The following is a 23933-nucleotide window of genomic DNA, read 5'->3' on the forward strand; positions in this document are numbered from 1 at the left end:
CGTCGTGAATGCTCGACCGCCGTTCCCGCCGTTCACCGCGGAGAGCGCCGTCCAGAAGGTCCGCGCCGCGGAGAACGCCTGGAACAAACAGGATCCCGAGGCCGTGTCACTGGCCTACACGCCGGATACGTACTGGCGGAACCGGGACACCTTCGTCACCGGCCGCGCCGGGGTCGTCGAGTTCCTCACCCAGAAGTGGGCCCGCGAGCTCGATTACCGGCTGATCAAGGAACTCTGGGCGTTCACCGGCGATCGGATCGCCGTCCGGTTCGTCTACGAGTGCCGGGACGCGGCCGGCCAGTGGTACCGCTCGCACGGGAACGAGAACTGGGAGTTCGACGAGTACGGCCTGATGCGGGTCCGGCGGGCGAGTATCAACGACCAGCGGATCGACGCGGCCGACCGGCTGTTCCACTGGGACGCCCCCGGACCGCGACCGGACGATCACCCCGGGCTGACCGAACTGGGACTCTGATCACATACCCCCTCTTGGTATTTGCTTCCGATACCCAGAGGGGGTACTTTTTGCCTGTCGACATACCCCATGGGGGTAGAGAGGGGCGGTGCAATGAGCGAGGACCACGTCCATGGCTACACCTCGGAGAAGACCAGCCATCTGAAGCGGCTGCGCCGGATCGAGGGGCAGATCCGCGGCCTGCAGCGGATGGTCGAGGAGGACAAGTACTGCATCGACATCCTGACCCAGGTGTCGGCGGCCACCAAGGCGCTGCAGTCGTTCTCGCTGGAGTTGCTCGACGAACACCTGTCGCACTGCGTGGTCGAGGCCGCGCAGAAGGGCGGCGCGGAGGCGGAGGAGAAGGTCCGCGAAGCCTCCGACGCGATCGCCCGCCTGGTCCGTAGCTAACAACTCATGAAGGAGCCCGATATGGCCACCACCACCTACTCCGTGAACGGCATGACCTGCGGCCACTGCACGTCCGCCGTCACCGAGGAGCTCAGCAAGCTGGACGGCGTCACCGAGGTCACCATCGACCTGAACGCCGGCGGCACCTCCGCCGTGCACGTGACGAGCGAGTCCGCGCTCGACGACACCGCCGTCCGCGCGGCCGTCGACGAGGCGGGCTACGAGCTGGCGGCGTCGTGAGCCGGGCCGTCGCGCTCCGGCTCGGCGCGTTCGCCGGTGCGCTCGCGCTGGCCTTCGGGGCGGCGTTCGCGATCGGTACGAACGTCGACCCGATCGCGGCGGCCGCTCCGGAAAAGCCCGCCGGCGGGATGAGCGAGATGGGCGGCGGGCACGGCGAGGGACACAGCGAGTCGGGTGGGCAGCTGCCCGGGCTCGCGGTCTCCGACGCCGGGTACACGCTCGCGCCGGAGACGACGTTCTTCACCGCGAACAGCAAGACCGTGCTGCGCTTCCAGATCAAGGGCCCGGACGGTAAGCCGGTCACCGGCTACACGCCGACCCACGAGAAGGAGCTGCACCTGATCGTCGTCCGGCGGGATCTGTCCGGCTTCCATCACCTGCACCCGACCCGGGACGCGGGCGGCACCTGGTCGATCCCGTTCAGCTTCACCGCCGGCGGGACGTGGCGACTGTACGCCGACTTCCAGCCGGCCGGCCACGCCGAGCCGCTGACCCTGGGCACGGATGTGAACGTCTCCGGCCTCTACATCCCGGTCCCGCTGAATGATCCGGCCAGCAGCTACAGCGTGCACGCGTACGACGTCACCCTGGCCGGGACGCCGGTCGCCGGCAAGGAGTCCGAGCTGACGTTCAAGGTCAGCAGCGGCGGTAAGCCGGTGACCGACCTGCAGCCGTATCTGGGCGCCTTCGGGCACTTGGTCTCGTTGCGCAGCGGCGACCTGGCCTACCTGCACAACCACCCGACGCAGCACGCCGAAGTCGGGATGAAGGGCGGGCCGGAGATCAAGTTCGGCACGACGTTCCCGACCGCGGGCACGTACCGCCTGTTCCTGGACTTCCAACACGCCGGCGCCGTCCACACGGCCGAGTTCACCGTCGACGTCGGCACCGACGGCAAGACGATCGTGCCGCCGACCGCACTGCCGACCGAGACCAAGCCGCACAGCCACGAAGAGGGGGCGGAGCACAAATGAGCCAATCGGTGGAGCTTGTCATCGGCGGCATGACCTGCGCGTCCTGCGCCGCCCGCGTGGAGAAGAAGCTGAACCGGATGGACGGCGTCACCGCGACCGTCAACTACGCCACCGAAAAGGCCAAGGTGACGTACGCCGAGGGCGTCAGCACCGACGATCTGGTGGCCACCGTCGAGCAGACCGGTTACACCGCGTCGCTCCCGGCCATCGAGGTTGCCGAGAGCAACGAACCGGAGCACGACGAGCTGCGGCCGCTGCGCAACCGGCTGCTCACCAGCATCGTGCTCGCGGTGCCGGTGATCGCGTTCGGGATGATCCCGGCGCTGCAGTTCGACTTCTGGCAGTGGGCCTCGCTGACGCTGGCGTTCCCGGTGGTGACGTGGGCGGCCTGGCCGTTCCACAAGGCCGCCTGGACCAACCTGCGGCACGGCGCCGCCACCATGGACACGCTGATCTCGCTCGGCGTGATCAGCGCCTTCGGCTGGTCGCTGTACGCGCTCTTCCTGGGCGGGGCCGGCGAGCCGGGGATGAAGATGCCGTTCACGCTGATCCCGTCCCGGGGCGGCGGCGCCGAGGAGATCTACCTCGAGGTCGCGGCCGGCGTCACGACCTTCATCCTGGCCGGGCGGTACTTCGAGGCCCGCGCCAAGCGCCGTTCGGGCGCCGCGCTGCGGGCCCTGCTGGAGCTCGGCGCGAAGGACGTCGCCGTCCTGCGTGCCGGTGTCGAGACGCGGATCCCCGCCGATCAGCTCGTGACCGGTGACGAGTTCGTCGTCCGGCCGGGCGAGAAGATCGCGACCGACGGCGTGATCGTCACCGGGAGCAGCGCGATCGACGCGTCGATGCTGACCGGTGAGTCGGTGCCGGTCGAGGTCGGCGCCGGGGACGTCGTCGTCGGCGCGACCGTGAACGCGGGCGGCCGGCTCGTCGTCCGGGCGACGCGGGTCGGGGCGGACACCCAGCTCGCGCAGATGGCTCGGCTCGTCGAGGACGCCCAGAACGGTAAGGCCGCCGTCCAGCGGCTCGCGGACCAGGTCTCCGGGGTGTTCGTCCCGATCGTGATCGGGTTGGCGCTGGCGACGCTCGGCTTCTGGCTGGGGAACGGGTCACCGGTCGAGGTCGCGTTCACCGCGGCCGTCGCCGTCCTGATCATCGCCTGCCCGTGTGCGCTCGGGCTGGCCACGCCGACCGCGCTGCTGGTCGGCACCGGTCGCGGCGCGCAGCTCGGCATTCTGATCAAGGGGCCGGAGGTGCTGGAGTCGACGCGCAAGGTCGACACCGTCGTCCTCGACAAGACCGGCACGGTCACGACCGGAAGGATGGAGCTGGTCGACATCCTGCTCGCTCCGGATCAGGACCGGGCCGAGGTGCTACGGCTGGCCGGCGCGCTGGAGCACTCCAGTGAGCACCCGATCGCGCAGGCGGTCGCCCGGGCCGCGCTGGAGGCCGGCAAGCTTCCCGAGGTCGAGGACTTCGGAAACGTCGAAGGCCTCGGCGTGCAAGGGATTGTCGACGGCCACGCCGTCCTCGTCGGCCGGACGCAACTGCTGGCGGAGTGGAGCCAACACCTCCCCGAGGAGCTGGCGCACGCCAAGGAGCACGCGGAGGCCGAGGGCAGTACGGCGGTCGCCGTCGGCTGGGACGGGCAGGCCCGCGCGGTGCTGGTCGTCGCGGACACCGTCAAACCGACGTCCGTGCGGGCGATCAAGGATCTGAAAGCGCTCGGGCTACGGCCGGTGCTGCTGACCGGTGACAACGAGGCCGTCGCGCAGAAGGTCGCGGCCGAGGTGGGTATCGACGACGTGATCGCCGAGGTGCTGCCGGCCGGCAAGGTGGACGCGATCAAACAGCTGCAGAGCGAAGGCCGCGTGGTCGCGATGGTCGGCGACGGCGTCAACGACGCCGCCGCCCTCGCCCAAGCCGACCTCGGTCTGAGCATGGGCACCGGCACCGATGTCGCGATCGAAGCCAGCGACCTCACGCTCGTCCGCGGCGACCTGCGCGCCGCCGCCGACGCCATCCGCCTCTCCCGCAGCACCCTCCGAACCATCCGCGGCAACCTCTTCTGGGCCTTCGCCTACAACGTAGCCGCCCTCCCCCTGGCCGCCGCAGGCCTGCTGAACCCGATGCTGGCCGGCGCCGCCATGGCCCTCAGCTCAGTCTTCGTCGTGTCCAACAGCCTGCGACTGCGCAGCTTCAAACCGCTCAGCTGATCCAGGCGGTGGTGTCGGGCGGGAGTTTGCCGGCTTCCAAGGGGCTGCTGGTGATCAGCAGCCCCTCATGGGACGGGAGCTCCACCGGCTGCGTGGACAGATTGGTGATGCAGGTCAGGTGCTCCCGACGAAAGGTGAGGACGCCGGGCTGGGAGTCGAGCCAGGTCAGGGATCCGTCGCCCAGGTGGTGACGACGGAGCTGGAGACCGTTGCGGTAGAGGGCGAGCATGGAGTTCTGGTCGGCTTGCTGGGACTCGACGGTGAGGTTCTTCCAGTCGGCGGGTTGCGGGAGCCACGGCGTACCGGCGCCGAAGCCGAACGGCGGCTCTTGGCCGGCCCAGGGTAGGGGGACGCGGCAGCCGTCGCGGCCGCGGTCGGCGCCGTTGGAGCGGGCGAAGATCGGGTCCTGCAGGAGGGCGTCGGGGAGGTCTTCGACCTCGGGGAGGCCGAGCTCCTCGCCTTGGTAGACGTAGACCGCGCCGGGCAGGGCCATCGCGAGCAGGGCCGCGGCGCGGGCTCGGCGTTCGCCCAGGACCAGGTCGGTCGTCATCCCGTGTTTGCGGTCCTGGTGGGAGAACGAGGTGTCCGGACGGCCGTACTTCGTGACCGGGCGAGTGACGTCGTGGTTCGACAGCACCCAGGTCGGCGGCGCGCCGATCGGGAGGTGCGTGGTCAGCGTCAGGTCGATCGAGGCCTTCAGTTCCTCGGCGTCCCACGGGCGGGACAGGAAGTCGAAGTTGAAGGCGGTGTGCATCTCGTCGGGGCGCAGGTAGAGCGCGAACCGCTCCTGGTCCGGCATCCACATCTCACCGACGAGGAACCGGCCGTCGTAGGTGTCGGTGATGCGGCGCCAGTCGCGGTAGACGTCGTGCACCTCGTCGTGGTCGGTGTAGGACTCCTCGACGCTGTCCAGGTCCTTGAACAGGACGGCGGCGCTGTCGATCCGGATGCCGTCGACGCCGCGGTCCAGCCAGAACCGGAGGATGTCGTGGAACTCCTCGATCACCTCCGGATTGCGCCAGTTGAAGTCGGGCTGCTCGGGCGCGAACAGGTGCAGGTACCACTCCCCGTCCGGGACCTGCGTCCACGCCGGGCCGGCGAAGATCGACTGCCAGTCGTTCGGCGGCCGATCGCCGCGGCCGGGGCGGAAGATGAACCGCTCCCGCTCCGGCGACCCTGGCTCGGCCTGCAACGCCTGGACGAACCAGTCCTGCTGGTCGGATCCGTGGTTCGGGACGATGTCGATGATCGTGCGGATGTTCAGCGCGTGCGCCTCGGCGATATAGGCCTCGGCCTCGGCCAGCGTGCCGAAGGCCGGCTCGATCGCGCGGTAGTCGGCGACGTCGTACCCGCCGTCGGCCATCGGCGACGGATACCAGGGGTTCAGCCAGATCGCGTCCACCCCGAGCTCCGCCAGGTACGGCAACTTCGCCCGCAACCCGGCCAGATCACCGATCCCGTCCCCGTTCCCATCCGCGAAGCTCCGCAAGTACACCTGGTAGATCGCGGCACCCCGCCACCATTCGTCGGCCATCGAAGCTCCTTAACCTTTGAGGGATCCGGCGGTGAGGCCGGCCATGATGCTGCGCTGGAAAATGAAGAAGACGATGATGGTCGGCAGGCTGGCGATGACCAGGGAGGCGATCAGCACGTTCTGCGGCATCTGCGCGGACAGCGAGGCGATCCCGACGCTGATCGACATCTTGTCGGTCTCCGGCAACACGAGCAGCGGCCAGACGAAGTCCTTCCAGACCGTCACCACGGACAGGATCGAGACCACGCCGAGGATCGGCCGGGAGATCGGCAGGATGATCGACCAGAGGATCCGCAGCGGCGAGGCGCCGTCGATCTCGGCGGCCTCGAGCAGCTCGCGCGGGATCGAGTCGAAGAACCGCTTCAGCAGGAAGACGAAGAAGCCGTTCGCTGCCGCCGGCAACCAGATCGCCCAGGGCGTGTTCAGCAGATCCCAGTGCAGTAAGGGCAGATCCTTCGCGACCAGGTACGTCGGCAGCAACAGCACCATCGGCGGGATCATCAGCGTCGCCAGCATCGCGCCCAGCACCAGCTTGCCGAGCACCGGGCGGAGTTTCGACAGCGCGTACGCCGCACTCACGTCGACCGCCAGCGTGAACAGCCACGCGCCACCGGCGTACAGGGCGGTGTTCTTCAGGAAGACGCCGAGCTGCAGCTGCTCCCACGCATCCAGGTAGACGCTGAAGTCGAAGTTCTGCGGGAAGAAGCTCGGCGGGATCTGAGCCAGCTCGTCCGGCGACTTCAGTGCGCCGGTGACCATCCAGTACAGCGGGAACACGAACGCGCCGGTGAAGCCGATCACCACGACTACGAGCGTCGTCCAGTAGAGCGTGCGACCGAGCGGCGTCCGCAGGGACAGCGGGGAGACCAGGGTTCTCATCGCTCGGCCTCCCGGGAAACGCGCAGGTAGATGGTGGAGAAGACCAGCAGCACGATCATCAGCATCAGGCCGAGCGCGCTACCGCCGCCGAAGTCGCCGAAGTTGAAGGCGTACTGGTACATCAGGTAGGCGACCGTGACGGTCGCGTTCTCCGGGCCGCCGCCGGTCAGCAGGTACGGCTCGATGAAGACCTGCATGGTCGCGACCACCTGCAGCAGCAGCATCACCAGCAGGATCAGCTTGGTCTGCGGGATCGTCACGTGCAGGACGCGGCGGAACAGGCCGGCGCCGTCCAGCTCGGCGGACTCGTACAGGTCGCCGGGGATGGACTGCAGGGCAGCCAGGTAGATCAGCGTGCCGGTGCCGAGGTTCATCCAGGTCGAAACCAGGACGAGGCTGACGAGCGCCGTACTGGTCGAGTCCAGCCAGGCGAGCGGCGGGATGCCGACGCTGCCGAGGACCTGGTTGAACAGACCCGCGCCCGGGTCGTAGAACCATTTGAACAGCAGGACGGCGACGGCCGGCGGCAGCATCACCGGCAGGTACACGACGAAGCGCAGGTAGCCGACGGCGTGTTTGAGCTCGTTGAGGACGACGGCCAGCACGAACGGGACGGCGTACCCGATGACCAGCGCGAGACCGCTGAAGATCGCGGTGTTCAGCCAGGCCGACCGGAACGCCGGGTCCTCGATGACCGTGCGGAAGTTGTCGAAACCGACCCACTTCCCCGGGTCGACGAAGTTGTTCTCCTGGAAGCTCAGGATCACCTCGCGGACCATCGGATACCAGGAGAACAAGGCGAAACAGATCAGTGCCCCGCAGAGGAACCCGTACGCCGTGAGGTTGCGCCCGACCGCGCGCCGGAGCGCGCCGCGGCGGTCCTCGTCCGGGCGCGAGCCCGCCGTCCTCACGTGCTGAGGACGGCGAACCCGCTCTTGGGTGACAGTCATTACGTGTTCTTCGCCAGGATCTTGTTGGCCTTGGACTCCGCGTCGCCGAGGAGTTTGTCGATATCGGCGTCCTTGCGGGTCAGCACCGCGGACATCGCGACGTCGAGGACGGCGTACAGCTCCTGTGCCTTCGGCGGCTCGAGCTTGTTGGTGATCGTCGACTGCGCCGTCACGTACGGCGTGAAGTGGTCGACCGGAACGGTGGCGAACTGCTTGCGGAGGGCAACGATCTCCTTACCCGGCGCGGAGTCGCCGTACAGGTCCGGGATCGGCAGGCCGACCGGGCGGCCCTGCTCCTTGGCCCGCGCGTAGTTGAACTGGCCCTGACCCGGCGTGAGCTCGTGGAACTCCAGCCAGAGCAGGCCCGCCTTGATCTTTTCCGGCGAGGCCTTCGGGTTGAACATGTACCCGTCGCCGCCGCTCAGCGACGACTTACCCTCGGACTCCGGGACGGCGGTGACGCCATAGTCCTCGAACTTGCCCTGGAAGTCGTTGTTCACCGACTGGACGACGTCCGGCGCGCCGATCATCATGCCAAGCTTGCCGGAACCCATCATCCGCATCAGGTCCTCCCACTGCAGCAGCTGCTTGCTGCCCATGGAGTTGTCGTCCCAACGCATCTTCTTCAGGTTCTCCAGCACCGCTTTACCCTCGGGGCTGTTGAAGGCGGCCGTCTTGCCGTCGTCGCCGACCATCGAGCCGCCGCGCGCGTACAGCGACGCGGCGAAGTGCCAGCCGCCGGTGTTGCCGGCGGAGTACTCACCGAAGCCGGTGTAGCCGGCGCCGAGCCCGGCGATCTTCTTCGCGGCCTCCTGGACCTCGGCCCAGGTCTTCGGCGGGGCGTCCGGGTTCAGCCCGGCCTGGGTGAACAGCTTGCGGTTGTAGACCAGGCCCATGTTGTAGTTGTTCCGCGGCAGGCCGTAGGTCTTGTCGCCGTCCTTGAACACGCCCTGGACGTCGGGGCGCAGGTCCTTGGCGGCCTTGACGTCGCCGACGTACTGGCTGATGTCGGCGGCCTGCCGCGCCTTGATGATCTTCTGGACGTCGGTGTAGTAGACGTAGAAGACATCCTCCTGGGTCCCGCCGGCCAGCTTCGCCTGGAAGGTGTCCGGGTTGATACAGGGGAACGCGTCCTTGCTCTCGACCGTGATGTTCGGGTGCAGTTTCTGGAACGCGGCGACGTCGGCGTCCCAGCCCTCCCGCTCCTTCGGATTGCTCTTCGGCGGCTGGCAGCCGACCGTGATGGTCACCTTGCCGTCCGCCCCGCCGGAGCCTTGGGCTCCCGGCTTGTCGTCCCCCGAACCACAGGACGCGGCCACCAGCCCGAGTCCCGCCACCAGCAACAGGCTGAGCCCGCGGCGCCTTGTCGTCATCTTCAACCCTCTCCCTCGACTCTGCGCCACACCGTAGGGTTGTCGACACATGAGCGCAATACTTCAAGAGAAGATTGCAAAAACGTGACTTGTTTCAGGATGCGGTCACGCCTGAACGCAGGAATGCCCCGTTCACCTGCGTGAACGGGGCATTACCGGTAGTAGCTAGCCGCGGGCGCGCGCGGTGGACGCGCGGACCACCAACTCCGGCTCGAAGAGCAGCTCGTCGGCCGCCACCGCGGCGCGCTCGATCAGCGCCATCAACATCTCGACGGCGGCCCGGCCCATGGCGTCGATCGGCTGCCGGACGGTCGTGAGGGGCGGGTCGGTGCAGTTCATCATCGCGGAGTCGTCGTACCCGATGACCGAGACGTCGCCGGGGACGTCGAGCCCGGCGCGGCGGACGGCGCGGATGACGCCGAGGGCGAGGATGTCGCTGGCGCAGACGATGCCGGTGACGCCGGCCGCGACCAGCCGGGTGGCGGCGGCGTGGCCGCCCTCGAGGGAGAACATCGTGTGCTCGACAAGCTTCGGGTCCGCCTCGTCGGAGGCCAGGAACGCGTCGAGTTTGCGGCGCGACGGGATGTGGTCACGCGGGCCGAGGACCATGCCGATCCGGCGGTGGCCGAGCGTGCGCAGGTGGCCGATCGCCATCTCCGCGGCGACATGGTCGTCGGACGAGACCTGCGGAAAACCGAGGTGGTCGACGGCCGCGTTGACCAGCACGGTCGGCAGCTTCCGCTCCTGGATCAGCTCGTAGTGACCGTGCGGCGCATCTGCCTGCGAGTAGAACCCACCGGCGAAGACCACGCCGGAAACCTGCTGCTGGAGGAGCAGATCGACGTAGTCCGCCTCGGAGACGCCGCCGACCGTCCGGGTGCAGAGCAAGGAGGTGAAACCTTGCTGCGCCAGCGCTCCCCCGACAACCTCCGCGAACGCCGGGAAGATCGGGTTCTGCAACTCCGGCAACACCAGCCCGACCAGCCGCGCCCGATCACCGCGCAGCTGGGTCGGACGCTCGTACCCCAGCACGTCGAGCGCGGTGAGCACCGCTTCCCGCGTCGCCTCGGACACCCCGGGCTTGCCGTTCAGCACGCGACTCACGGTCGCCTCACTGACGCCGACCTTCTTGGCCACCTCTGCAAGTCGTCGAGTCATGACGCAAACAATACGCCTACCTACGCAAATTCTTGCACCGGCTTACGTTGGGTGGAATCAGCTGCCTGAGTGGTCAGGATGCTGACAGACTGGGCTCGTGCCTCGATTCGTCGCCACCCGTCCGGACACCGGTCTGCTGTCGCTTCCGTGGGACATCCCGCTGGAGGACTGGCCCGAGGAGCAGCTGGTCGCGCTGCCGCGCGGTATCTCGCGGCACGTCGTCCGCTTCGTCCGGGTGAACGGGACGGTGTACGCGATCAAGGAGGTGCTCGAACACCTCGCGCTGCACGAGTACCGGCTGCTCCGCGATCTGGAGCGGCTGGAGGCGCCGTCCGTCGAGCCGGTCGGCGTCATCACCGACCGCGTCGACCGTCACGGCGAGCCAATCGACTCGATCCTGATCACCCGGCATCTGCAGTTCTCGCTGCCGTACCGCGCGCTGTTCTCCAGCACGCTGCGCCCCGACACGGTGAACCGGCTGATCGACGCGCTGGTCGCGCTGATCGTCCGGCTGCACCTGCTCGGCTTCTTCTGGGGCGACTGCTCGCTGTCCAACACCCTGTTCCGGCGCGACGCCGGCGCGTTCGCGGCGTACCTGGTGGACGCCGAGACCGGCGAGCTGCACCAGGAGATCTCCAGCGGCCAGCGCGCGCACGATCTCTACACGGCCGAGATCAACCTGTTCGGCGAGCTGCTCGACCTGCAGGAGGGCGGCCTGCTCGACGAGTCGCTCGACCCGCAGGAGATCGTCCAGTCCATCCAGGACCGGTACGAGGCGCTCTGGGCCGAGCTGACCGCGCCCGAGGAGTTCGCCACCGACGAGATGCACCGCCTGGACTCGCGGATCCGCCGGCTGAACGAGCTGGGCTTCGACGTCGCCGAGATCGACATCATCACCGACTGGGACGGCAGCCAGGTCCGCATCCAGCCCAAGGTGGTGGACGCCGGTCACCACACTCGCCGGCTGATCCGCTTGACCGGCCTGGACGTCGAGGAGAACCAGGCCCGGCGCCTGCTCAACGACCTCGACTCGTACGCCGCCGCGACCGATCAGCAGAACGAGGACGAGGAGATCGTCGCCCACCAGTGGCTGACGGAGGTCTTCGAGCCCGTCGTCCGCGCCGTCCCGCGGGACCTGAAACGCAAACTCGAGCCGGCCGAGGTCTTCCACGAGGTCCTGGAACATCGGTGGTTCCTCTCCGAGCAGGCCGGCCACGAGGTCGACACCATGGAGGCGGCTCGCTCGTACGTCGAGGACGTCCTGAGCGCCAAGCCCGACGAGAAGCTCGCGCTGCCGACGGTTCCGGACAACCCATAGGCCGCGATGCAACATTCGGCTGCCGCCGAGCGTGTTGTCAGGTATGGACCGGCCTGACTTCGACGACTGGGTGGCGCAGCGGGGCGCGGCGTTGCTGCGCTTCGCCTACCTGGTGACGCGCGATCACGGGCGGGCCGAGGAGGCAGTGCAGGACGCGCTGCTCTCGACGTACTCACGCTGGAAGCGCGCGACACTGCCCACCAAACAGCGGGCAGCCGTCGTACTGCGCTACTACGAGGACCTGCCCGACGCGGACATCGCGGTCATTCTCGGCTGCTCACCCGCCACCGTCCGCTCCCAGATCCACCGCGCGCTGGCCAGCCTGCGCGAAACGCTGACCGAGGAGGTCAACCGCTGATGGATGTTTCTGAGCAGCAGGTCACGGAGAGCCTCGCCCGGCACGCGGCCGACGCCCCCTCCGATCACGGGCTGCTGACGCGCTTCCACAGCCGTCGGCGCCGCCGTAGTACCGGTCGGGCCGTGGGCGCCGCCGTACTGGCCGCAGCTGCGGTCGCTACTACCTTCACCGCCGCCAACACCCTCCGCACCGAGCCGCAGCTGGCGCAGGTCGGCCCGGCCAAGGCGGGTTGGCGGTGGGAGTCGTACAAGACCGCGACCATCCAGGTGCCGGCCGACTGGACGAACTACATCGCCGGTCCGGCGCCTTGCACGTTCATGAGGGACAACAAGCCGGTGGTCGGCCGGCTGTACGACTGGCAGGACCGGCAGCGGTACACCTGTACGACGGCCTTCCTGCCGCCGTCACGACGGCAGCCGTACGTCTGGTTCGACGATGTTCAGGCGCCCGGGGTGAAGCGGTACGACGACGGTTGGTCGGAGGAGACGCTGCTCGTCGGCGGTACGAAGATCAGCGTGCTCGCACCGACCGATGAGCTCCGCCTGCAGATCGTCGAATCCGCCCGGCCGATCACCGGCGCCGACGCCTACGGCTGCACGCCGAAAGACACGCTCCGCACCGATCTGCCGTCGAACGATCCGGCCGACGGTGCCAACGTGTGCGAGTACTACAAAGGGCAGCTGGTGGCCGCGTCACATATACCGCCCAGGAGGGCCGCACAGCTCAGCCGCTCGCTGGCAGCGGAGTCGTATCTACAGCCCGCTTCACCGGCCCCTGGTTGTAGTGGGCAAGGCGCCAGCACCTACGTCGTCACACTGTTTCCGGGACGACCAGCTGGACCGGTCGCTTCTACTACGACCCATGCGTCGTAGATCAGCTACCTGGCATCCTGGCCCTACGGGACGGACCGCACCGCCCGTTCGACCCGAGCCAGGTGCACGACCCGCCCGGCCCGGTCACCCCGCCGGAGCGTTAGCGCGGGGGCATGCGGAGGGCGCCGTCCAGCCTGATGACCTCGCCGTTGAGGAGCTGGTTGTCGAGGATGTGGGTGACCAGAGCGGCGTACTCGGCGGGTTTGCCGAGGCGGGACGGGTACGGGATGGCCTGGCCCAGTTGCTCGCGGGTCTCCTCCGGGAGGCCGGCGAGCATGGGGGTTTCCATCGTGCCGGGGGCGATGGTGACGACGCGGATGGCTTTGTCGGCCAGGTCGCGCGCGGCGGTGAGGGTGAGGCCGACGATGCCACCCTTGCTGGCGGCGTAGGCGGCTTGACCGATCTGGCCGTCGTACGCGGCGATGGAGGCGGTCATCACGATGACGCCGCGGTCGCCGTCGGGGGCGGCGTCCAGGGCGAGCATCCGCTCGGCGGCGAGGCGGACGACGTTGAAGGTGCCGATCAGGTTGACCTCGATCACCTGCCGGAAGGTTGCCAGCGGCAACGGCCCTTTCCGGCCGACGACCCGGCCGGGGGTGGCGATCCCGGCGCAGGTGACGACGACGCGCAGGTCGCCGAGGGCGGCCGCGGCGTCCAGGGCGGCGGTCACCGCGGTCTCGTCGGTGACGTCGGCCGGAGCGAAGACGACCCGGTCGCCCAGCTCGTCCGCGACGGCCTTACCTGCCGACGACGGCAGGTCGACGATCACGACGCCGAGCCCGTCGGCGGCCAGCCGCCGTACGGTCGCCTCGCCGAGCCCGGAACCACCGCCGGTGACGAGGGCGACATCGGTCGGGCTGAACTTCATGAAGCGCTCCTCAGCAGGTCGCGGCTGATGACGAGCCGCTGGATCTGGTTGGTTCCTTCGAAGATCTGGGTCACCTTGGCCTCGCGCATGTACCGCTCGGCCGGGAACTCGCGGGTGTAACCGTAACCGCCGAGCACCTGGACGGCGTCGGTCGCGACCTTCATCGCGCCGTCGGTGCAGACGAGTTTGGCGATCGCGGCCTCGCGGGTCAAGGTGCGGCCGAGGTCGCGGCGGCGGGCCGCGTGCAGGTAGGTCGCCCGGCCGGACTCGACCGTCGCGGCCATGTCGGCGAGCAGGAACTGGATGCCCTGGAAGTCGGCGATCGCGCGGCCGAACTGCTCCCGCTCCTTCGCGTACGCGGTGGCGACGTCGAGCGCGGCCTGGGCCAGACCGACCGCACAGGCGGCGATCCCGAGCCGGCCGGAGTCGAGCGCGGACAGCGCGATCCGCATCCCGTCGCCCTCGGCGCCGATCAGGTTCGCCGCGGGGACGCGGACGCCGTCGTAGTTGACCAGTGTGGTGGTCGAGCCGGTCATCCCCATCTTCCGCTCGGGCGCGCCGAAGCTCAGCCCGTCGATCGGGGCGGGGACGTGGAACGCGGAGATGCCGTGTTTCGGATCGTCCGACGTCCGGGCGAAGGTGGTGTAGAAGTCGGCCTGCGAACCGTGGCTGATCCAGGCCTTCGTCCCGGTGAGGACGTAGTCGTCGCCGTCCCGGACGGCCTTGGTCGTCATCGCGGTGATGTCGGAGCCGGCCTGCGGCTCGGACAGCGCGTACGCCCCGAGCAGCTCGCCGCCGACCATTTCGGGCAGCAGGCGGGCCTTCTGGTCGTCCGTCCCGAAACTGGCCACCCCGTAGCTCGTCATCGTGTGCACCGAGAGCCCGACCCCGACCGACATCCACGCGGACGCGATCTCCTCGAGCATCTGCAGATACACCTCGTACGGCTGCTCGGCGCCGCCGTACTGCTCCGGGTAGGGCAGGCCGAGCAGGCCCGCCTTGCCGAGCGTGCGGAACGCGTCGCGCGGGAAGGACTCGGTCTCTTCCGCCTTGGCGGCGAACGGCGCGAGCTCGTGTCCGCACAGGTCGCGGACCAGCGCGAGCAGGTCAGTGGATTCCTCGGTCGGCAGGAGACGATCGACAGCCATCAGGCACCCCTCTCAACGGCTGTGAGAACGATACCAGGAATGATACTGACGACTAGACTCCAGTATCGTTCTATGCTGTCTCGATATGACAACAGTCGTCCCGGGGCGCCGAACGCGTAGGCAGGCGGAACTACTCGACCGCCTGCTGTCGCTGTTCCTCGACCAAGGGTTCAGCCGCTTCACCCTGGACGACCTGGCCGCCGAGCTGCGCTGCAGCAAGACCACGCTCTACGCGCTCGCCCCGAGCAAGGAGCAGCTGGCCGTCGAGGTGGTCAAGCACTACTTCAAGAACGCGACCGCCCAGGTCGAGTCCGCCGTCGCCCGGCAGACCCGCCACGACCGCCGGATCGCCGCCTACCTGAACGCCGTTGCCGACGCCCTCCGCCCGGCCAGCCGCACCTTCCTGGACGACGTCGCCACCTTCGCCCCGGCCCGCTCGGTCTACGAACACAACACCCGGATCGCCGCCGACCGCGTCCGCACCCTGATCGAGGACGGCATCAACAGCAAGACCTTCCGCCAGGTCGACATCGCGTTCGCCGCCGAGATGATCGCCCACACCATGCAGGCCATCCAGCGCGGTGACATCGCCCGCCGCACCGGCCTGAACGACGCCGAGGCCTACCGCGAACTCGCTTCCTTCGTCCTGCATTCGCTGCGCGTCGATTAGTCCTCCGCGAACAGCGCGGTCAGCCGCGGTAGCCGCTGCTGGTTCTCCGCCTCGTCGTCGAAGTCCCAGCCCTCGCCGAGCTCCGGGTACTGACCGCTGACCGGATCCGGCAGCGTCGAGTCACCGGTGACCTGCTGGTAGGCGCCCTGAGCGATCAGCCAGCCGCGGAAGTACTCGAAACCGTCGTCCGAGCAGCCGCCGTTGATCAGGTAGGCGGCATGCCAGAGCCGCCAGTTGTACGACGTCGCGCGCAGCTCCCAGAGCGGCTGGGCGAGGGCCGCGATCTCCGCGGCGGGTAGCGCGCTGAGCAGCTCCAGTGTCCGCTCGGCGACCTCCTCGGTGTCGCTGGTGCCGGCCACCGATCGACGTGCTTCCGCCACGACTTCCCAGAACTTTCGACGCTCATGGCGGTGGAGTATGGCAGGCGCGGCCGACTTGACGATTGCCTGTAGTTTTTCGGCCATGGAACTCCGGTTGGGACCGTTGTTGCGGTACGTCGACGAGACGCGGGCGACGGTCTGGGTGGAGACGAGCGCGCCGGCGACGGTCGAGGTTCTCGGGCACACCGCGCCGACTTGGTCGGTCCATGGGCATCACTATGCGCTGGTCCGGATCGAAGGGCTGGCGCCGGACAGCGAGACGGCGTACGAGGTGCGGCTGGACGGCGAGGTCGTCTGGCCGTTGGCGGAGTCGGAGTTCGGGCCGAGCGTGATCCGGACGCCGCGGGCGGACGGGACGTTCCGGGTGACGTTCGGGTCGTGCCGGCGGTCGGCGCCGTTCGATGCCGACGGATTCAAGCGGTTCGGGCCGGATGCGTTGGTAGCGCTCGCGGGCGGGCTGGAGGAGCTGCCGGACGCGCTGTTGCTGCTCGGCGATCAGGTGTACGCCGACGACCCGTCGGACGCCGTCCTCGAACAGCTCCGCGAGGCGCACGGCGGCCGGCAGGGCTCCGAGGTCGCCGACGAGATCGGCAACTTCGAGGAGTACACCTGGCTGTACGACGACGCCTGGCTCGAGCCCGCCGTCCGCTGGCTGTTCTCGACTGTGCCGCTGTGCATGCTGCTCGACGACCACGATCTGCGCGACGACTGGAACACCTCACTGACCTGGCGGCGCTGGGTCACCGCACAGCCCTGGTGGCGGGACCGGGTCGTCGGCGCGTACGCGTCGTACTGGGTCTACCAACACCTGGGCAACCTGTCGCCCGAGCAGCTCGACCAGGACGCGACGTACCGGGCGATGCTCGCGATCGAGGACGACGACGAACGGACGGCGTACCTGGACAGCTTCGCCTGGACGGCCGACGAGGACCCGGCGTCCACGCGGTGGAGCTTCTACCGCGACTTCGGGTCGGCGGCGCGCGGCGTCCGGCTGCTCGCGGTGGACTCGCGGTGTTCGCGGCATCTGGAGCCGGGTGAGCGGGCGATGGTCGACGCGCACGAGTGGGCCTGGGTGCGGAAGGTGACGCTGGAGGCGAGCCGGCCGATCCATCACCTGCTGCTCGCGTCCACGCTGCCGTTCCTGCTGGCGCCAGGGCTGCACCACTTGGAGGGCTGGGACGAGGCGATCTCGTCCGGCGCCTGGGGGCCGCGTGGCGCGCGGGTCGGTGAGCGGATCCGGCAGGGGATGGATCTGGAGCACTGGGCGTCGTTCCGGAAGTCGTTCGACGATGTGACCGACCTGCTGGCTGCGTTGGTGAGTGTGGAGGATCCGCCGGCGTCCATCTTGATGCTGTCCGGGGATGTGCACTGCAGCTACGTCGCCGAGGCCTCGCTGCGTGCCGTCGAGCATCCGGGGACGGCGATCCGGCAGCTGACGATGTCCCCGTTCCGGAACCCGGTGCCGCGCCATGTGCGCTGGGCGAACCACCTGCTCGACGCCCGCTGGATGACGTGGCTGTTGCATCGGCTCGCCCGATCGGCCGGCGTCCGCGATGTCGCGGCGGACTGGCGGCTCGCGCACGGGCCGTGGTTCGGGAACGGCGCGATGACGGTGACGTTGTCCGGCGAGCAATGGGCGGTCGAAGTGGACCACTCGAAACTCGACGGTGACCGACAGATACTGAGCCGCACGCTGAGTTACCCTCAGTCGAGCGTTTGACGACCTGTTGTTGCCACGACCGCCGCGTGGGCCCTTCGCTGTGGGAGGTTGATCCGTATGAGATCTTCGACCATCCGCCGGAGTGCGGCGCTCGCCGCCACGGCCGCACTCACTGTCGCCGTCCTGCCGCTCGCGCAGGCCGACCCGGTCAAGCCGCCGCGGCTGTCGGCGGACGCGATCACCGCCAAACTCGCCAAGACCGTCAACACCCCGGGCACCGCCTGGCAGACCGAGCCCGACGGGACGGTGCTGGTCTCCTACGATTCAACCGTCACGGGCGCAAAGCTCAGCGAACTCACCTCGGTGACGCGCCGTCTCGGGGACGGCGTGAAGCTGGAGAAGCTGCCCGGCAAGCTGCAGAAGTACCGCTCCGGCGGGGAGTCGATCTTCGGCGGCGAATACAAATGCTCGATGGGGTTCAACGTCATCCGCAAGGGCCGCTACTCGTTCCTGACCGCCGGCCACTGCGCCAACGAGGCCTCGACCTGGTACGCCGACGTCAACAAGCGGTCCAAGCTCGGGACGCGGCAGCACTCCAGCTACCCGGGTAACGACTACGCGCTGATCAACTACCCGGTCGGGGTCAAGCAGCCGGGTGGCGGCGTCTACCTCTACAACGGGAAGTCGCAGGACATCACCCGCGCGACCACGCCGGCGTTCGGGACGTACGTCTACCGGGCCGGCGCGACCACCGGGCTGCGCAGCGGCCGGGTCCGCGGACTGAACGCGACGGTCAACTACGGCGACGGCCCGATCAGCGGCCTGATCCGGACCAGCGTCTGCGCCGAGCAGGGTGACTCCGGCGGTCCGCTGTTCAGCGGCCGGGTCGCCTACGGGCTCACCTCCGGCGGCACGGGCGACTGCAAGACGCCGGGCGGCGTCACGTACTTCCAGCCGGTCGTCGAGGCTCTGCAGGCGTACGGCGTCGCGGTGTACTGACTTTCCCCCGGGGCGTGGCCGAAAACCGGTCACGCTCCGGGTTTGTTTGAATACTCTGCGGTGTTTGCGGGTAGGAGTGCTCCTGGTTGAAGTCAAGGACGCACCCGCCCCGAGCGCGTCCTCATCGTGAGGAGGCTGAAACCGTGAACCACATCCGCCGTAGTACCGCGATCCTGGCCACTGCCGGGCTCGTCGCCGCCGGTCTCTTGACCGGATCGGCATCCGCCGCCCCCGTCGTCCCGTCCGCCGCCGACATCACCTCGGCCCTGAACACCGACGCCCGGATCCCCGGCACCGCCTGGCAGACCAACCCCGACGGCCGGATCATCGTGTCGTACGACGACACCGTGACGGCGTCCAAGCTGACCGAGCTGACCCGCGTCACCGACCGGTTCGCCGGCCGGATCACGCTCGAGAAGATCCCCGGCAAGCTGACGAAGTACATCGCCGGCGGCGACGCCATCTACGGCGGGCAGTACCGCTGCTCGCTCGGCTTCAACGTCCGCGACAACGCAGGCGCCTACTACTTCCTGACCGCGGGCCACTGCGGCAACATCGCCTCCACCTGGTACGCGAACTCCGCCAAGACCACGCTGCTCGGTACCGTCACCGGCTCCAGCTTCCCCGGTAACGACTACGCGATCGTCAAGTACGCCGCCTCCTACACCAACCACCCCGGCGTCGTGAACCTCTACAACGGCAGCACCCAGGACATCACCTCCGCCGGTAACGCCACCGTCGGCCAAGCCGTCCGCCGCTCCGGCTCCACCACCGGCCTACGCTCCGGCTCCGTCACCGGCGTCAACGCCACCGTCAACTACGCCGAAGGCACCGTCACCGGCCTCATCCGCACCAACGTCTGCGCCCAAGGCGGCGACTCCGGCGGCGCACTCTTCGCCAACACCATCGCCCTCGGCCTAACCTCCGGCGGCTCCGGCAACTGCACCACCGGCGGCACCACCTACTACAACCCCGTCCCCGAAGTCCTCTCCCGCTACGGCGTCAACGTCTACTGACGCAGGGATCAAGGCAATCAGGCCGGAGCCGTCACCGGGAATCCCAACTCGGTGGCGGCTCTCGCCAGTTCGCGGTCGTAGGTGACGAACGCCGACAGCTCAGCACGCAACGGCTCGGCGCTGGCCAGATGGATCGCATCCAGCGATCCGAGTCGTGGGGTGCGGTACGCCATGGCTCGCCGCAACACCGTCCTGGTCAGGTCGACGAGGTAGCACCCACGCATCGCCTGCCCGGCGAAGAACGGCACGTGCTGGTGGTCGACGTCGGCCCTCAGCAACGTCCGGCTGACCTCCAGTTCGGAGAGCTCGCTGGTGACCAGCTCCTCGTGCTCCGAGAGCTCTTCGCGCCACTGCCGCAGCGCGGCGGACTCCGGCTCGGGCTTGATGAACTTCAGCAACGCGCAGGCGTCGAGATAGATCACCGACGCCGCTCCCGGTCGCGCTCCTCGATCAGCAGATCCGACAGGCTCTCGACATTCGGCGCCAGCTCGAGCATCAGGTCAGGCATGCCCAGCTCGGCCGGCGGCGTCACCTCGCCGGACTCGACCATCCGCTGCAGAGTGTCCGGCCGATCGACCTCGGGGACCAGCCGGAGCACCGGCCGGCCCCGATCGGTCACGACGATGGTTTCCCCCGCGCGGACGCGCGCCACCGCTCGCGACGGATTCTGATTCAGCTCCCGCAGCCCGATGGTCTCCATACCGCAAATGTACCTACCTCAAGTAGGTACATCAAGCGCGGCGGCGGGAGATTTCGTAGAGGGCTACGCCGGTGGCGATGCCGGCGTTGAGGGATTCGGTGGCCGAGGTCATGGGGATGGAGACGATGAGGTCGCAGTTCTCGCGGACGAGGCGGGCGAGGCCTTTGCCTTCGGAGCCGACGACGAGGACGAGGGGTTCGGTGGCGGCTTCGAGGGCGGGGAGTTCGACGGCGCCGCCCATGTCGAGGCCGATGACGAGCAGGCCGGCGTCCTTGTAGGACTTGAGGACGCGGTTGAGGTTGGTGGCGCGGGCGACCGGGATGCGGGCCGCGGCGCCGGCGGAGGTTTTCCAGGCGGACGCCGAGACCTGGGCGGCGCGGCGCTCGGGGACGACGACGCCGTGCGCGCCGAAGGCGGCGGCGGAGCGGGTGATGGCGCCGAGGTTGCGCGGGTCGGTGACGCCGTCCAGGGCGACGATCAGCGGGACCTGGTGCGCGTCGTAGGCGCGGTCGAGCAGGTCGTCGGGGTGCGCGTACTCGTACGGCGGGATCTGGATCGCCAGGCCCTGGTGGGCGCCGCCGGCGGTGACCCGGTCGAGCTCCTGGCGCGGGACCTCGAGGATCGAGATGCCGTGCTCGGTGGCGATCAGCAGCGCCTCGCGCAGCCGGGCGTCCCGTTCGGTGCCTTCGGCAACATGCAGCGCGGCGGCCGGGACGCCGGCCCGGAGCGCTTCGACGACCGGGTTGCGGCCGTAGACCCACTCGACGGTGGCGTCGGCGTCCTTGCGGGCCGGACGGCGGCTGCTCGCGCGCTCCTCGGCGCGTGCCTTCGCCTTGGCCCGCTTGTGGGCCGGGTGCTTGGTCCGGTCGACGGCCTTCGGCGTCGGGCCCTTGCCCTCGAGCCCACGGCGGATCCGGCCACCGGAACCGGCGGTCGGGTTACCCGTCTTCTTACGAATGGCGCCCTTGCGCCGACTGCTGCCTGGCACTACTTCACTGTCCTTCGGTGTTCGAGGCCGCAATCGTCCAGCGCGGGCCTTGCGGGGTGTCCTCGACGACGACGCCGAGGGACTTCAACTGGTCACGGATCGCATCCGACGCCGCGTAGTCCTTGCGCTCGCGGGCGGCGGCGCGCTGCTCGAGCAGCGCCTTCACCAGACCGTCGACCACACCGGTGAGCTCGTCACCGGCCGCGGACCGGGAGACCCACGGCTCGGCCAGCGGATCCAGCCCGAGCACGTCGAGCATCCCGCGCACCGCGGCCAGACTCTCCCGCAACGCGGCCGAGTCGCCGTCGGCGACCAGCTTGTTCCCGTCGCGGACGGTGTTGTGCAGGACGGCGACCGCAGCCGGCGTCCCCAGGTCGTCGTCGAGCGCGGCGACGAACTCGGACGGCAGCTCGGACGCCGCGTCGACGCCGCCGGTCACCTCGGTCGCCCGGGTGACGAACCCGTCGACGCGCTGGAAGCTCTTCGCAGCCTCCTCCAGCGCCTCGAAGGAGAACTCGACCACCGAGCGGTAGTGCGACTGGACGAGGTAGTAGCGCAGCTCGATCGGCCGCACCCGCTGGACGACGTTGCGGACGACGGCGCCGTTACCCATCGACTTCGACATCTTCTCGCCGGCCGTGGTGACGAGCGCGCTGTGCATCCACGTGCGGGCGAACTTCTGCCCGACCGCGGTCGACTGGGCCAGCTCGTTCTCGTGGTGCGGGAAGCGCAGGTCGAGGCCGCCGCCGTGGATGTCGAACTCGTCACCGAGGTACTTGCCGGCCATCGCCGAGCACTCCAGGTGCCAGCCCGGGCGGCCGCGGCCCCACGGCGTCGGCCAGGACGCCGTCCGCGGGGTGCCCTCGGTGTAGCCCTTCCAGAGCGCGAAGTCGCGCGGGTCGCGCTTACCGCGCGGGTCGGCGTCCTCGGCGGGCTCCATGTCGGCGATCTTCTGGTGCGACAGGGCGCCGTACGCCGGCCAGGACTTCACGTCGAAGTAGACGTCACCCGAGCCGTCCGGAGCGGCGTACGCGTGCCCGCGCTCGATCAGCTCGCCGATCATCTCGATCATCTCGGGGATGTGCCCGGTCGCGCGCGGCTCGTACGTCGGCGGGCGGCAGCCGAGGACCTCGTACGCCCAGTGCAGCTCGCGCTCGAACTCGTACGCGTGCGCCCACCAGGGGACGGACCGCTCGGCCGACTTCGCCAGGATCTTGTCGTCGATGTCGGTCACGTTCGCGATCACCGTGACCTGGTAGCCGGAGCGCTCGAACCAGCGCCGCAGCACGTCGAAGACGACCTCCTTGTAGATGTGCCCGACATGCGGGGCACCCTGCACCGTCAGCCCACAGTGGTAGATCCCGACCTGGCCCGGGTGGACCGGCACGAAATCCCTCACTGAAGCTGTCGCGGTGTCGTACAAGCGAAGTGTCACCGGTCAAGGGTAGCTGTATTGAATGCCTTCCCCGCCCCACCGCCCCAGTCGAAGTGGCACTCCTTCTTGACAAGATAAGGTGCAGAGCCCCCCAGGAGGACCTCTTGTCGAACCAGTACGGCCCACCGCCCGGCCAGCCACCGCAGCACTACGGCGGTCCGCCGCAGTACGGACCACCGCAGGGACCGCCGCCTGGATATGGCCCGCCGCAAGGGCCGCCGCAGCAGTACTGGGGTCCGCCCCCGCAGGGGCCGCCGATGGGTCCGCCCATGGGCCCGCCGATGGGTCCGCCGCCCGGGCCGGGGTTCGGGTTCGGCGGTAACGGCTTCCCGCCGAAGCGCAAGCGCAGCAAGGCGCCGTTCATCATCGTCCCGATCGTGCTCGTGGTCGCCGGGGTCGTCTCGCTGTACCTGTTCGCGATGCTGCAGAAACAGCAGCGGAACAACTACGCCAACCCGACGCCGGTCTACACGTCGACGACGAACACTCCGGCGCCGACCTGGGGCCCGGGCTCGTCGACGTCCACCGGCCCGACGGTGCCGAAGCCCACGCGCCCGACCGTCACCCGGCCGAGCCCGACCAAGACCACGCCGCCACCTCCGTCCGACACGGATCTGACCGCGCGTAACAAGTTCTACAAGACCGGCGTCCAGCGCTCGGTGAACTGCCGGGAGCCGAAGTCCCGCCCCTCCACGCTGCCCGGCGCCCGGACGTACTTCGCCGATATCGTGAAGTGCCTCAACCGGGCCTGGCCCGCCCAGGTGCGCGCGGCCGGCTTCGAGTGGAAGCCCGTCTCCACCAGCACCTACTGGGGAACCGGCTACAGCCCATGCGGCTCGATGGTGCAGCGGTCGTTCTACTGCGGTAGCAACCGGACCATCTACATGGACGCGAAATCCCGGGTCGACTGGTGGCAGAAGTACCCGCGGGACCCGGTCGCGACCGCCTGGGTGCGGGCGGCCAGCATGAACACGACGACCCACGAGTACGCCCACCACCTGCAAGAGGTCACCGGCATCCTGGACGCGATGTACAACATCAAGTACCGGCGGACCGGCGACCACGCGCTCGAGATCAACCGCCGGATGGAGATCCAGGCGACCTGCTTCGGCCAGGTCTTCCTGGGCGCGAACCGGAGCACGATGGTCTCCAGCGCCGTCCGCAAGCAGATCGTCTGGAGCCACGCGAACTCGGGCGACGAGTACGACACCAAGCGTGACCACGGCAGCAAGGCGATCCAGCCCTACTGGTCGAACCGCGGTTACAACTCGCGCAACGTCGGCCAGTGCAACACCTTCACAGCCAGCCCGCGGCTCGTTAGGTAGACCCGGTCGG

At 68.9% G+C, this 23933-nt stretch carries 25 protein-coding genes; 13 read left to right on the forward strand and 12 right to left on the reverse strand.

What is annotated here, in order from left to right; translation table 11 throughout:
• The first annotated feature begins 4 nt into the window (after window positions 1-4).
• From HPO96_RS21485 to HPO96_RS21505, 5 genes are all read left to right on the forward strand, one after another.
• Window positions 5-475, forward strand: a complete 471-nt coding sequence (locus tag HPO96_RS21485) for a nuclear transport factor 2 family protein (protein WP_337796748.1) — start codon at window positions 5-7, stop codon at window positions 473-475.
• Between the two features lie 93 nt (window positions 476-568).
• Window positions 569-865, forward strand: a complete 297-nt coding sequence (locus HPO96_RS21490) for a metal-sensitive transcriptional regulator (RefSeq protein WP_171675312.1) — start codon at window positions 569-571, stop codon at window positions 863-865.
• A gap of 21 nt (window positions 866-886) precedes the next feature.
• Entirely contained in the window at window positions 887-1105 is a 219-nt protein-coding gene (locus tag HPO96_RS21495) for a heavy-metal-associated domain-containing protein (protein ID WP_171675313.1), read from the forward strand.
• A complete protein-coding gene (locus tag HPO96_RS21500; protein WP_171675314.1) occupies window positions 1102-2079 on the forward strand; it encodes a hypothetical protein in 978 nt (325 codons plus the stop codon). Before HPO96_RS21495 ends, HPO96_RS21500 begins: the two co-directional genes overlap by 4 nt.
• Entirely contained in the window at window positions 2076-4292 is a 2217-nt protein-coding gene (locus HPO96_RS21505) for a heavy metal translocating P-type ATPase (protein ID WP_171675315.1), read from the forward strand. Before HPO96_RS21500 ends, HPO96_RS21505 begins: the two co-directional genes overlap by 4 nt.
• Here the strand turns inward: HPO96_RS21505 and HPO96_RS21510 are convergent.
• The 5 genes from HPO96_RS21510 to HPO96_RS21530 form a co-directional block, all read right to left on the reverse strand.
• Complete coding sequence (locus HPO96_RS21510; RefSeq protein WP_171675316.1) at window positions 4285-5826, reverse strand: glycoside hydrolase family 13 protein; 1542 nt, start codon at window positions 5824-5826, stop codon at window positions 4285-4287. The two genes, HPO96_RS21505 and HPO96_RS21510, sit on opposite strands and share 8 nt — an antisense overlap.
• Before the next feature lie 9 nt (window positions 5827-5835).
• Window positions 5836-6705, reverse strand: coding sequence for a carbohydrate ABC transporter permease (locus tag HPO96_RS21515; RefSeq protein ID WP_171675317.1), 870 nt, complete (start codon window positions 6703-6705; stop codon window positions 5836-5838).
• The gene (locus HPO96_RS21520) at window positions 6702-7655 is read right to left on the reverse strand and encodes a carbohydrate ABC transporter permease (RefSeq protein ID WP_238355376.1); all 954 of its coding nucleotides are present in this window, start codon (window positions 7653-7655) and stop codon (window positions 6702-6704) included. The genes HPO96_RS21515 and HPO96_RS21520 overlap by 4 nt, the downstream gene beginning before the upstream one ends.
• Complete coding sequence (locus HPO96_RS21525) at window positions 7655-9028, reverse strand: ABC transporter substrate-binding protein (protein ID WP_171675318.1); 1374 nt, start codon at window positions 9026-9028, stop codon at window positions 7655-7657. Before HPO96_RS21525 ends, HPO96_RS21520 begins: the two co-directional genes overlap by 1 nt.
• A 165-nt stretch (window positions 9029-9193) precedes the next feature.
• On the reverse strand, window positions 9194-10186 hold the full coding sequence (locus HPO96_RS21530) for a LacI family DNA-binding transcriptional regulator (protein ID WP_171675319.1): 993 nt from the start codon (window positions 10184-10186) through the stop codon (window positions 9194-9196).
• A 97-nt stretch (window positions 10187-10283) separates the two neighbouring features.
• Here HPO96_RS21530 and HPO96_RS21535 point away from each other — a divergent pair, with 97 nt between their 5' ends.
• The 3 genes from HPO96_RS21535 to HPO96_RS21545 are packed head-to-tail and all read left to right on the forward strand — an operon-like array spanning window position 10284 to window position 12734.
• Window positions 10284-11504 (forward strand): DUF4032 domain-containing protein, encoded by a 1221-nt coding sequence (locus HPO96_RS21535; protein ID WP_171675320.1) that lies wholly within the window; start codon window positions 10284-10286, stop codon window positions 11502-11504.
• 43 nt (window positions 11505-11547) lie between these two features.
• The gene (locus HPO96_RS21540; protein WP_171675321.1) at window positions 11548-11862 is read left to right on the forward strand and encodes a sigma factor-like helix-turn-helix DNA-binding protein; all 315 of its coding nucleotides are present in this window, start codon (window positions 11548-11550) and stop codon (window positions 11860-11862) included.
• Window positions 11862-12734 carry a hypothetical protein gene (locus HPO96_RS21545; RefSeq protein ID WP_171675322.1) on the forward strand — a complete coding sequence of 291 codons (873 nt, stop codon included), beginning with the start codon at window positions 11862-11864 and terminating at the stop codon, window positions 12732-12734. Before HPO96_RS21540 ends, HPO96_RS21545 begins: the two co-directional genes overlap by 1 nt.
• Window positions 12735-12834: 100 nt before the next feature.
• Here the strand turns inward: HPO96_RS21545 and HPO96_RS21550 are convergent, their stop codons facing one another.
• Both HPO96_RS21550 and HPO96_RS21555 read right to left on the reverse strand, forming a co-directional pair.
• Window positions 12835-13602: an SDR family NAD(P)-dependent oxidoreductase gene (locus HPO96_RS21550; protein WP_171675323.1), complete on the reverse strand. Its 768-nt coding sequence runs from the start codon at window positions 13600-13602 to the stop codon at window positions 12835-12837.
• Entirely contained in the window at window positions 13599-14750 is a 1152-nt protein-coding gene (locus HPO96_RS21555; protein ID WP_171675324.1) for an acyl-CoA dehydrogenase family protein, read from the reverse strand. Before HPO96_RS21555 ends, HPO96_RS21550 begins: the two co-directional genes overlap by 4 nt.
• A gap of 85 nt (window positions 14751-14835) precedes the next feature.
• On the opposite strand from HPO96_RS21555, the gene HPO96_RS21560 reads away from it, so the two are divergent.
• A complete protein-coding gene (locus HPO96_RS21560) occupies window positions 14836-15420 on the forward strand; it encodes a TetR/AcrR family transcriptional regulator (protein WP_171675325.1) in 585 nt (194 codons plus the stop codon).
• Here HPO96_RS21560 and HPO96_RS21565 read toward each other — a convergent pair.
• Window positions 15417-15884, reverse strand: a complete 468-nt coding sequence (locus HPO96_RS21565; protein WP_171675326.1) for a DUF4240 domain-containing protein — start codon at window positions 15882-15884, stop codon at window positions 15417-15419. The genes HPO96_RS21560 and HPO96_RS21565 overlap by 4 nt on opposite strands.
• Between HPO96_RS21565 and HPO96_RS21570 the strand changes: the two genes are divergently transcribed.
• The 3 genes from HPO96_RS21570 (at window position 15883) to HPO96_RS21580 (ending at window position 19475) form a co-directional block, all read left to right on the forward strand.
• Window positions 15883-17520: a DUF7800 domain-containing protein gene (locus tag HPO96_RS21570; RefSeq protein ID WP_171675327.1), complete on the forward strand. Its 1638-nt coding sequence runs from the start codon at window positions 15883-15885 to the stop codon at window positions 17518-17520. The genes HPO96_RS21565 and HPO96_RS21570 overlap by 2 nt on opposite strands.
• Before the next feature lie 57 nt (window positions 17521-17577).
• The gene (locus tag HPO96_RS21575) at window positions 17578-18459 is read left to right on the forward strand and encodes a S1 family peptidase (protein WP_171675328.1); all 882 of its coding nucleotides are present in this window, start codon (window positions 17578-17580) and stop codon (window positions 18457-18459) included.
• Between the two features lie 143 nt (window positions 18460-18602).
• Window positions 18603-19475 (forward strand): chymotrypsin family serine protease, encoded by an 873-nt coding sequence (locus HPO96_RS21580; RefSeq protein ID WP_171675329.1) that lies wholly within the window; start codon window positions 18603-18605, stop codon window positions 19473-19475.
• A 17-nt stretch (window positions 19476-19492) separates the two neighbouring features.
• Here HPO96_RS21580 and HPO96_RS21585 read toward each other — a convergent pair whose 3' ends face one another.
• From HPO96_RS21585 to cysS, 4 genes are read right to left on the reverse strand one after another with little or no spacing between them, the layout of a single operon-like run.
• Window positions 19493-19897, reverse strand: a complete 405-nt coding sequence (locus HPO96_RS21585; RefSeq protein WP_171675330.1) for a PIN domain-containing protein — start codon at window positions 19895-19897, stop codon at window positions 19493-19495.
• Window positions 19894-20175, reverse strand: a complete 282-nt coding sequence (locus tag HPO96_RS21590; protein ID WP_171675331.1) for a type II toxin-antitoxin system Phd/YefM family antitoxin — start codon at window positions 20173-20175, stop codon at window positions 19894-19896. Before HPO96_RS21590 ends, HPO96_RS21585 begins: the two co-directional genes overlap by 4 nt.
• Before the next feature lie 31 nt (window positions 20176-20206).
• Window positions 20207-21163 (reverse strand): 23S rRNA (guanosine(2251)-2'-O)-methyltransferase RlmB, encoded by a 957-nt coding sequence (gene rlmB / locus HPO96_RS21595; RefSeq protein ID WP_171675332.1) that lies wholly within the window; start codon window positions 21161-21163, stop codon window positions 20207-20209.
• 4 nt (window positions 21164-21167) lie between these two features.
• The gene (gene cysS, locus HPO96_RS21600) at window positions 21168-22598 is read right to left on the reverse strand and encodes a cysteine--tRNA ligase (RefSeq protein WP_171675333.1); all 1431 of its coding nucleotides are present in this window, start codon (window positions 22596-22598) and stop codon (window positions 21168-21170) included.
• A 257-nt stretch (window positions 22599-22855) separates the two neighbouring features.
• Between cysS and HPO96_RS21605 the strand changes: the two genes are divergently transcribed.
• Complete coding sequence (locus HPO96_RS21605; protein ID WP_171675334.1) at window positions 22856-23923, forward strand: neutral zinc metallopeptidase; 1068 nt, start codon at window positions 22856-22858, stop codon at window positions 23921-23923.
• The last annotated feature ends 10 nt before the right edge of the window (window positions 23924-23933 follow it).

The organism is Kribbella sandramycini (genome assembly GCF_013131805.1).
Lineage (GTDB): Bacteria > Actinomycetota > Actinomycetes > Propionibacteriales > Kribbellaceae > Kribbella > Kribbella sandramycini.

Bases quoted from the DNA above. Each gene is read 5' to 3' on its own strand.
- HPO96_RS21565 (WP_171675326.1), bottom strand. From the start codon at position 15,884: ATGGCCGAAAAACTACAGGCAATCGTCAAGTCGGCCGCGCCTGCCATA.
- HPO96_RS21550 (WP_171675323.1), bottom strand. From the start codon at position 13,602: ATGAAGTTCAGCCCGACCGATGTCGCCCTCGTCACCGGCGGTGGTTCC.
- HPO96_RS21555 (WP_171675324.1), bottom strand. From the start codon at position 14,750: ATGGCTGTCGATCGTCTCCTGCCGACCGAGGAATCCACTGACCTGCTC.
- HPO96_RS21560 (WP_171675325.1), top strand. From the start codon at position 14,836: ATGACAACAGTCGTCCCGGGGCGCCGAACGCGTAGGCAGGCGGAACTA.
- HPO96_RS21510 (WP_171675316.1), bottom strand. From the start codon at position 5,826: ATGGCCGACGAATGGTGGCGGGGTGCCGCGATCTACCAGGTGTACTTG.
- HPO96_RS21590 (WP_171675331.1), bottom strand. From the start codon at position 20,175: ATGGAGACCATCGGGCTGCGGGAGCTGAATCAGAATCCGTCGCGAGCG.
- HPO96_RS21575 (WP_171675328.1), top strand. From the start codon at position 17,578: ATGAGATCTTCGACCATCCGCCGGAGTGCGGCGCTCGCCGCCACGGCC.
- HPO96_RS21515 (WP_171675317.1), bottom strand. From the start codon at position 6,705: ATGAGAACCCTGGTCTCCCCGCTGTCCCTGCGGACGCCGCTCGGTCGC.
- HPO96_RS21570 (WP_171675327.1), top strand. From the start codon at position 15,883: ATGGAACTCCGGTTGGGACCGTTGTTGCGGTACGTCGACGAGACGCGG.
- HPO96_RS21490 (WP_171675312.1), top strand. From the start codon at position 569: ATGAGCGAGGACCACGTCCATGGCTACACCTCGGAGAAGACCAGCCAT.
- HPO96_RS21530 (WP_171675319.1), bottom strand. From the start codon at position 10,186: ATGACTCGACGACTTGCAGAGGTGGCCAAGAAGGTCGGCGTCAGTGAG.
- HPO96_RS21605 (WP_171675334.1), top strand. From the start codon at position 22,856: ATGGGTCCGCCCATGGGCCCGCCGATGGGTCCGCCGCCCGGGCCGGGG.
- HPO96_RS21495 (WP_171675313.1), top strand. From the start codon at position 887: ATGGCCACCACCACCTACTCCGTGAACGGCATGACCTGCGGCCACTGC.
- HPO96_RS21520 (WP_238355376.1), bottom strand. From the start codon at position 7,655: ATGACTGTCACCCAAGAGCGGGTTCGCCGTCCTCAGCACGTGAGGACG.
- HPO96_RS21545 (WP_171675322.1), top strand. From the start codon at position 11,862: ATGGATGTTTCTGAGCAGCAGGTCACGGAGAGCCTCGCCCGGCACGCG.
- HPO96_RS21525 (WP_171675318.1), bottom strand. From the start codon at position 9,028: ATGACGACAAGGCGCCGCGGGCTCAGCCTGTTGCTGGTGGCGGGACTC.
- HPO96_RS21505 (WP_171675315.1), top strand. From the start codon at position 2,076: ATGAGCCAATCGGTGGAGCTTGTCATCGGCGGCATGACCTGCGCGTCC.
- HPO96_RS21540 (WP_171675321.1), top strand. From the start codon at position 11,548: ATGGACCGGCCTGACTTCGACGACTGGGTGGCGCAGCGGGGCGCGGCG.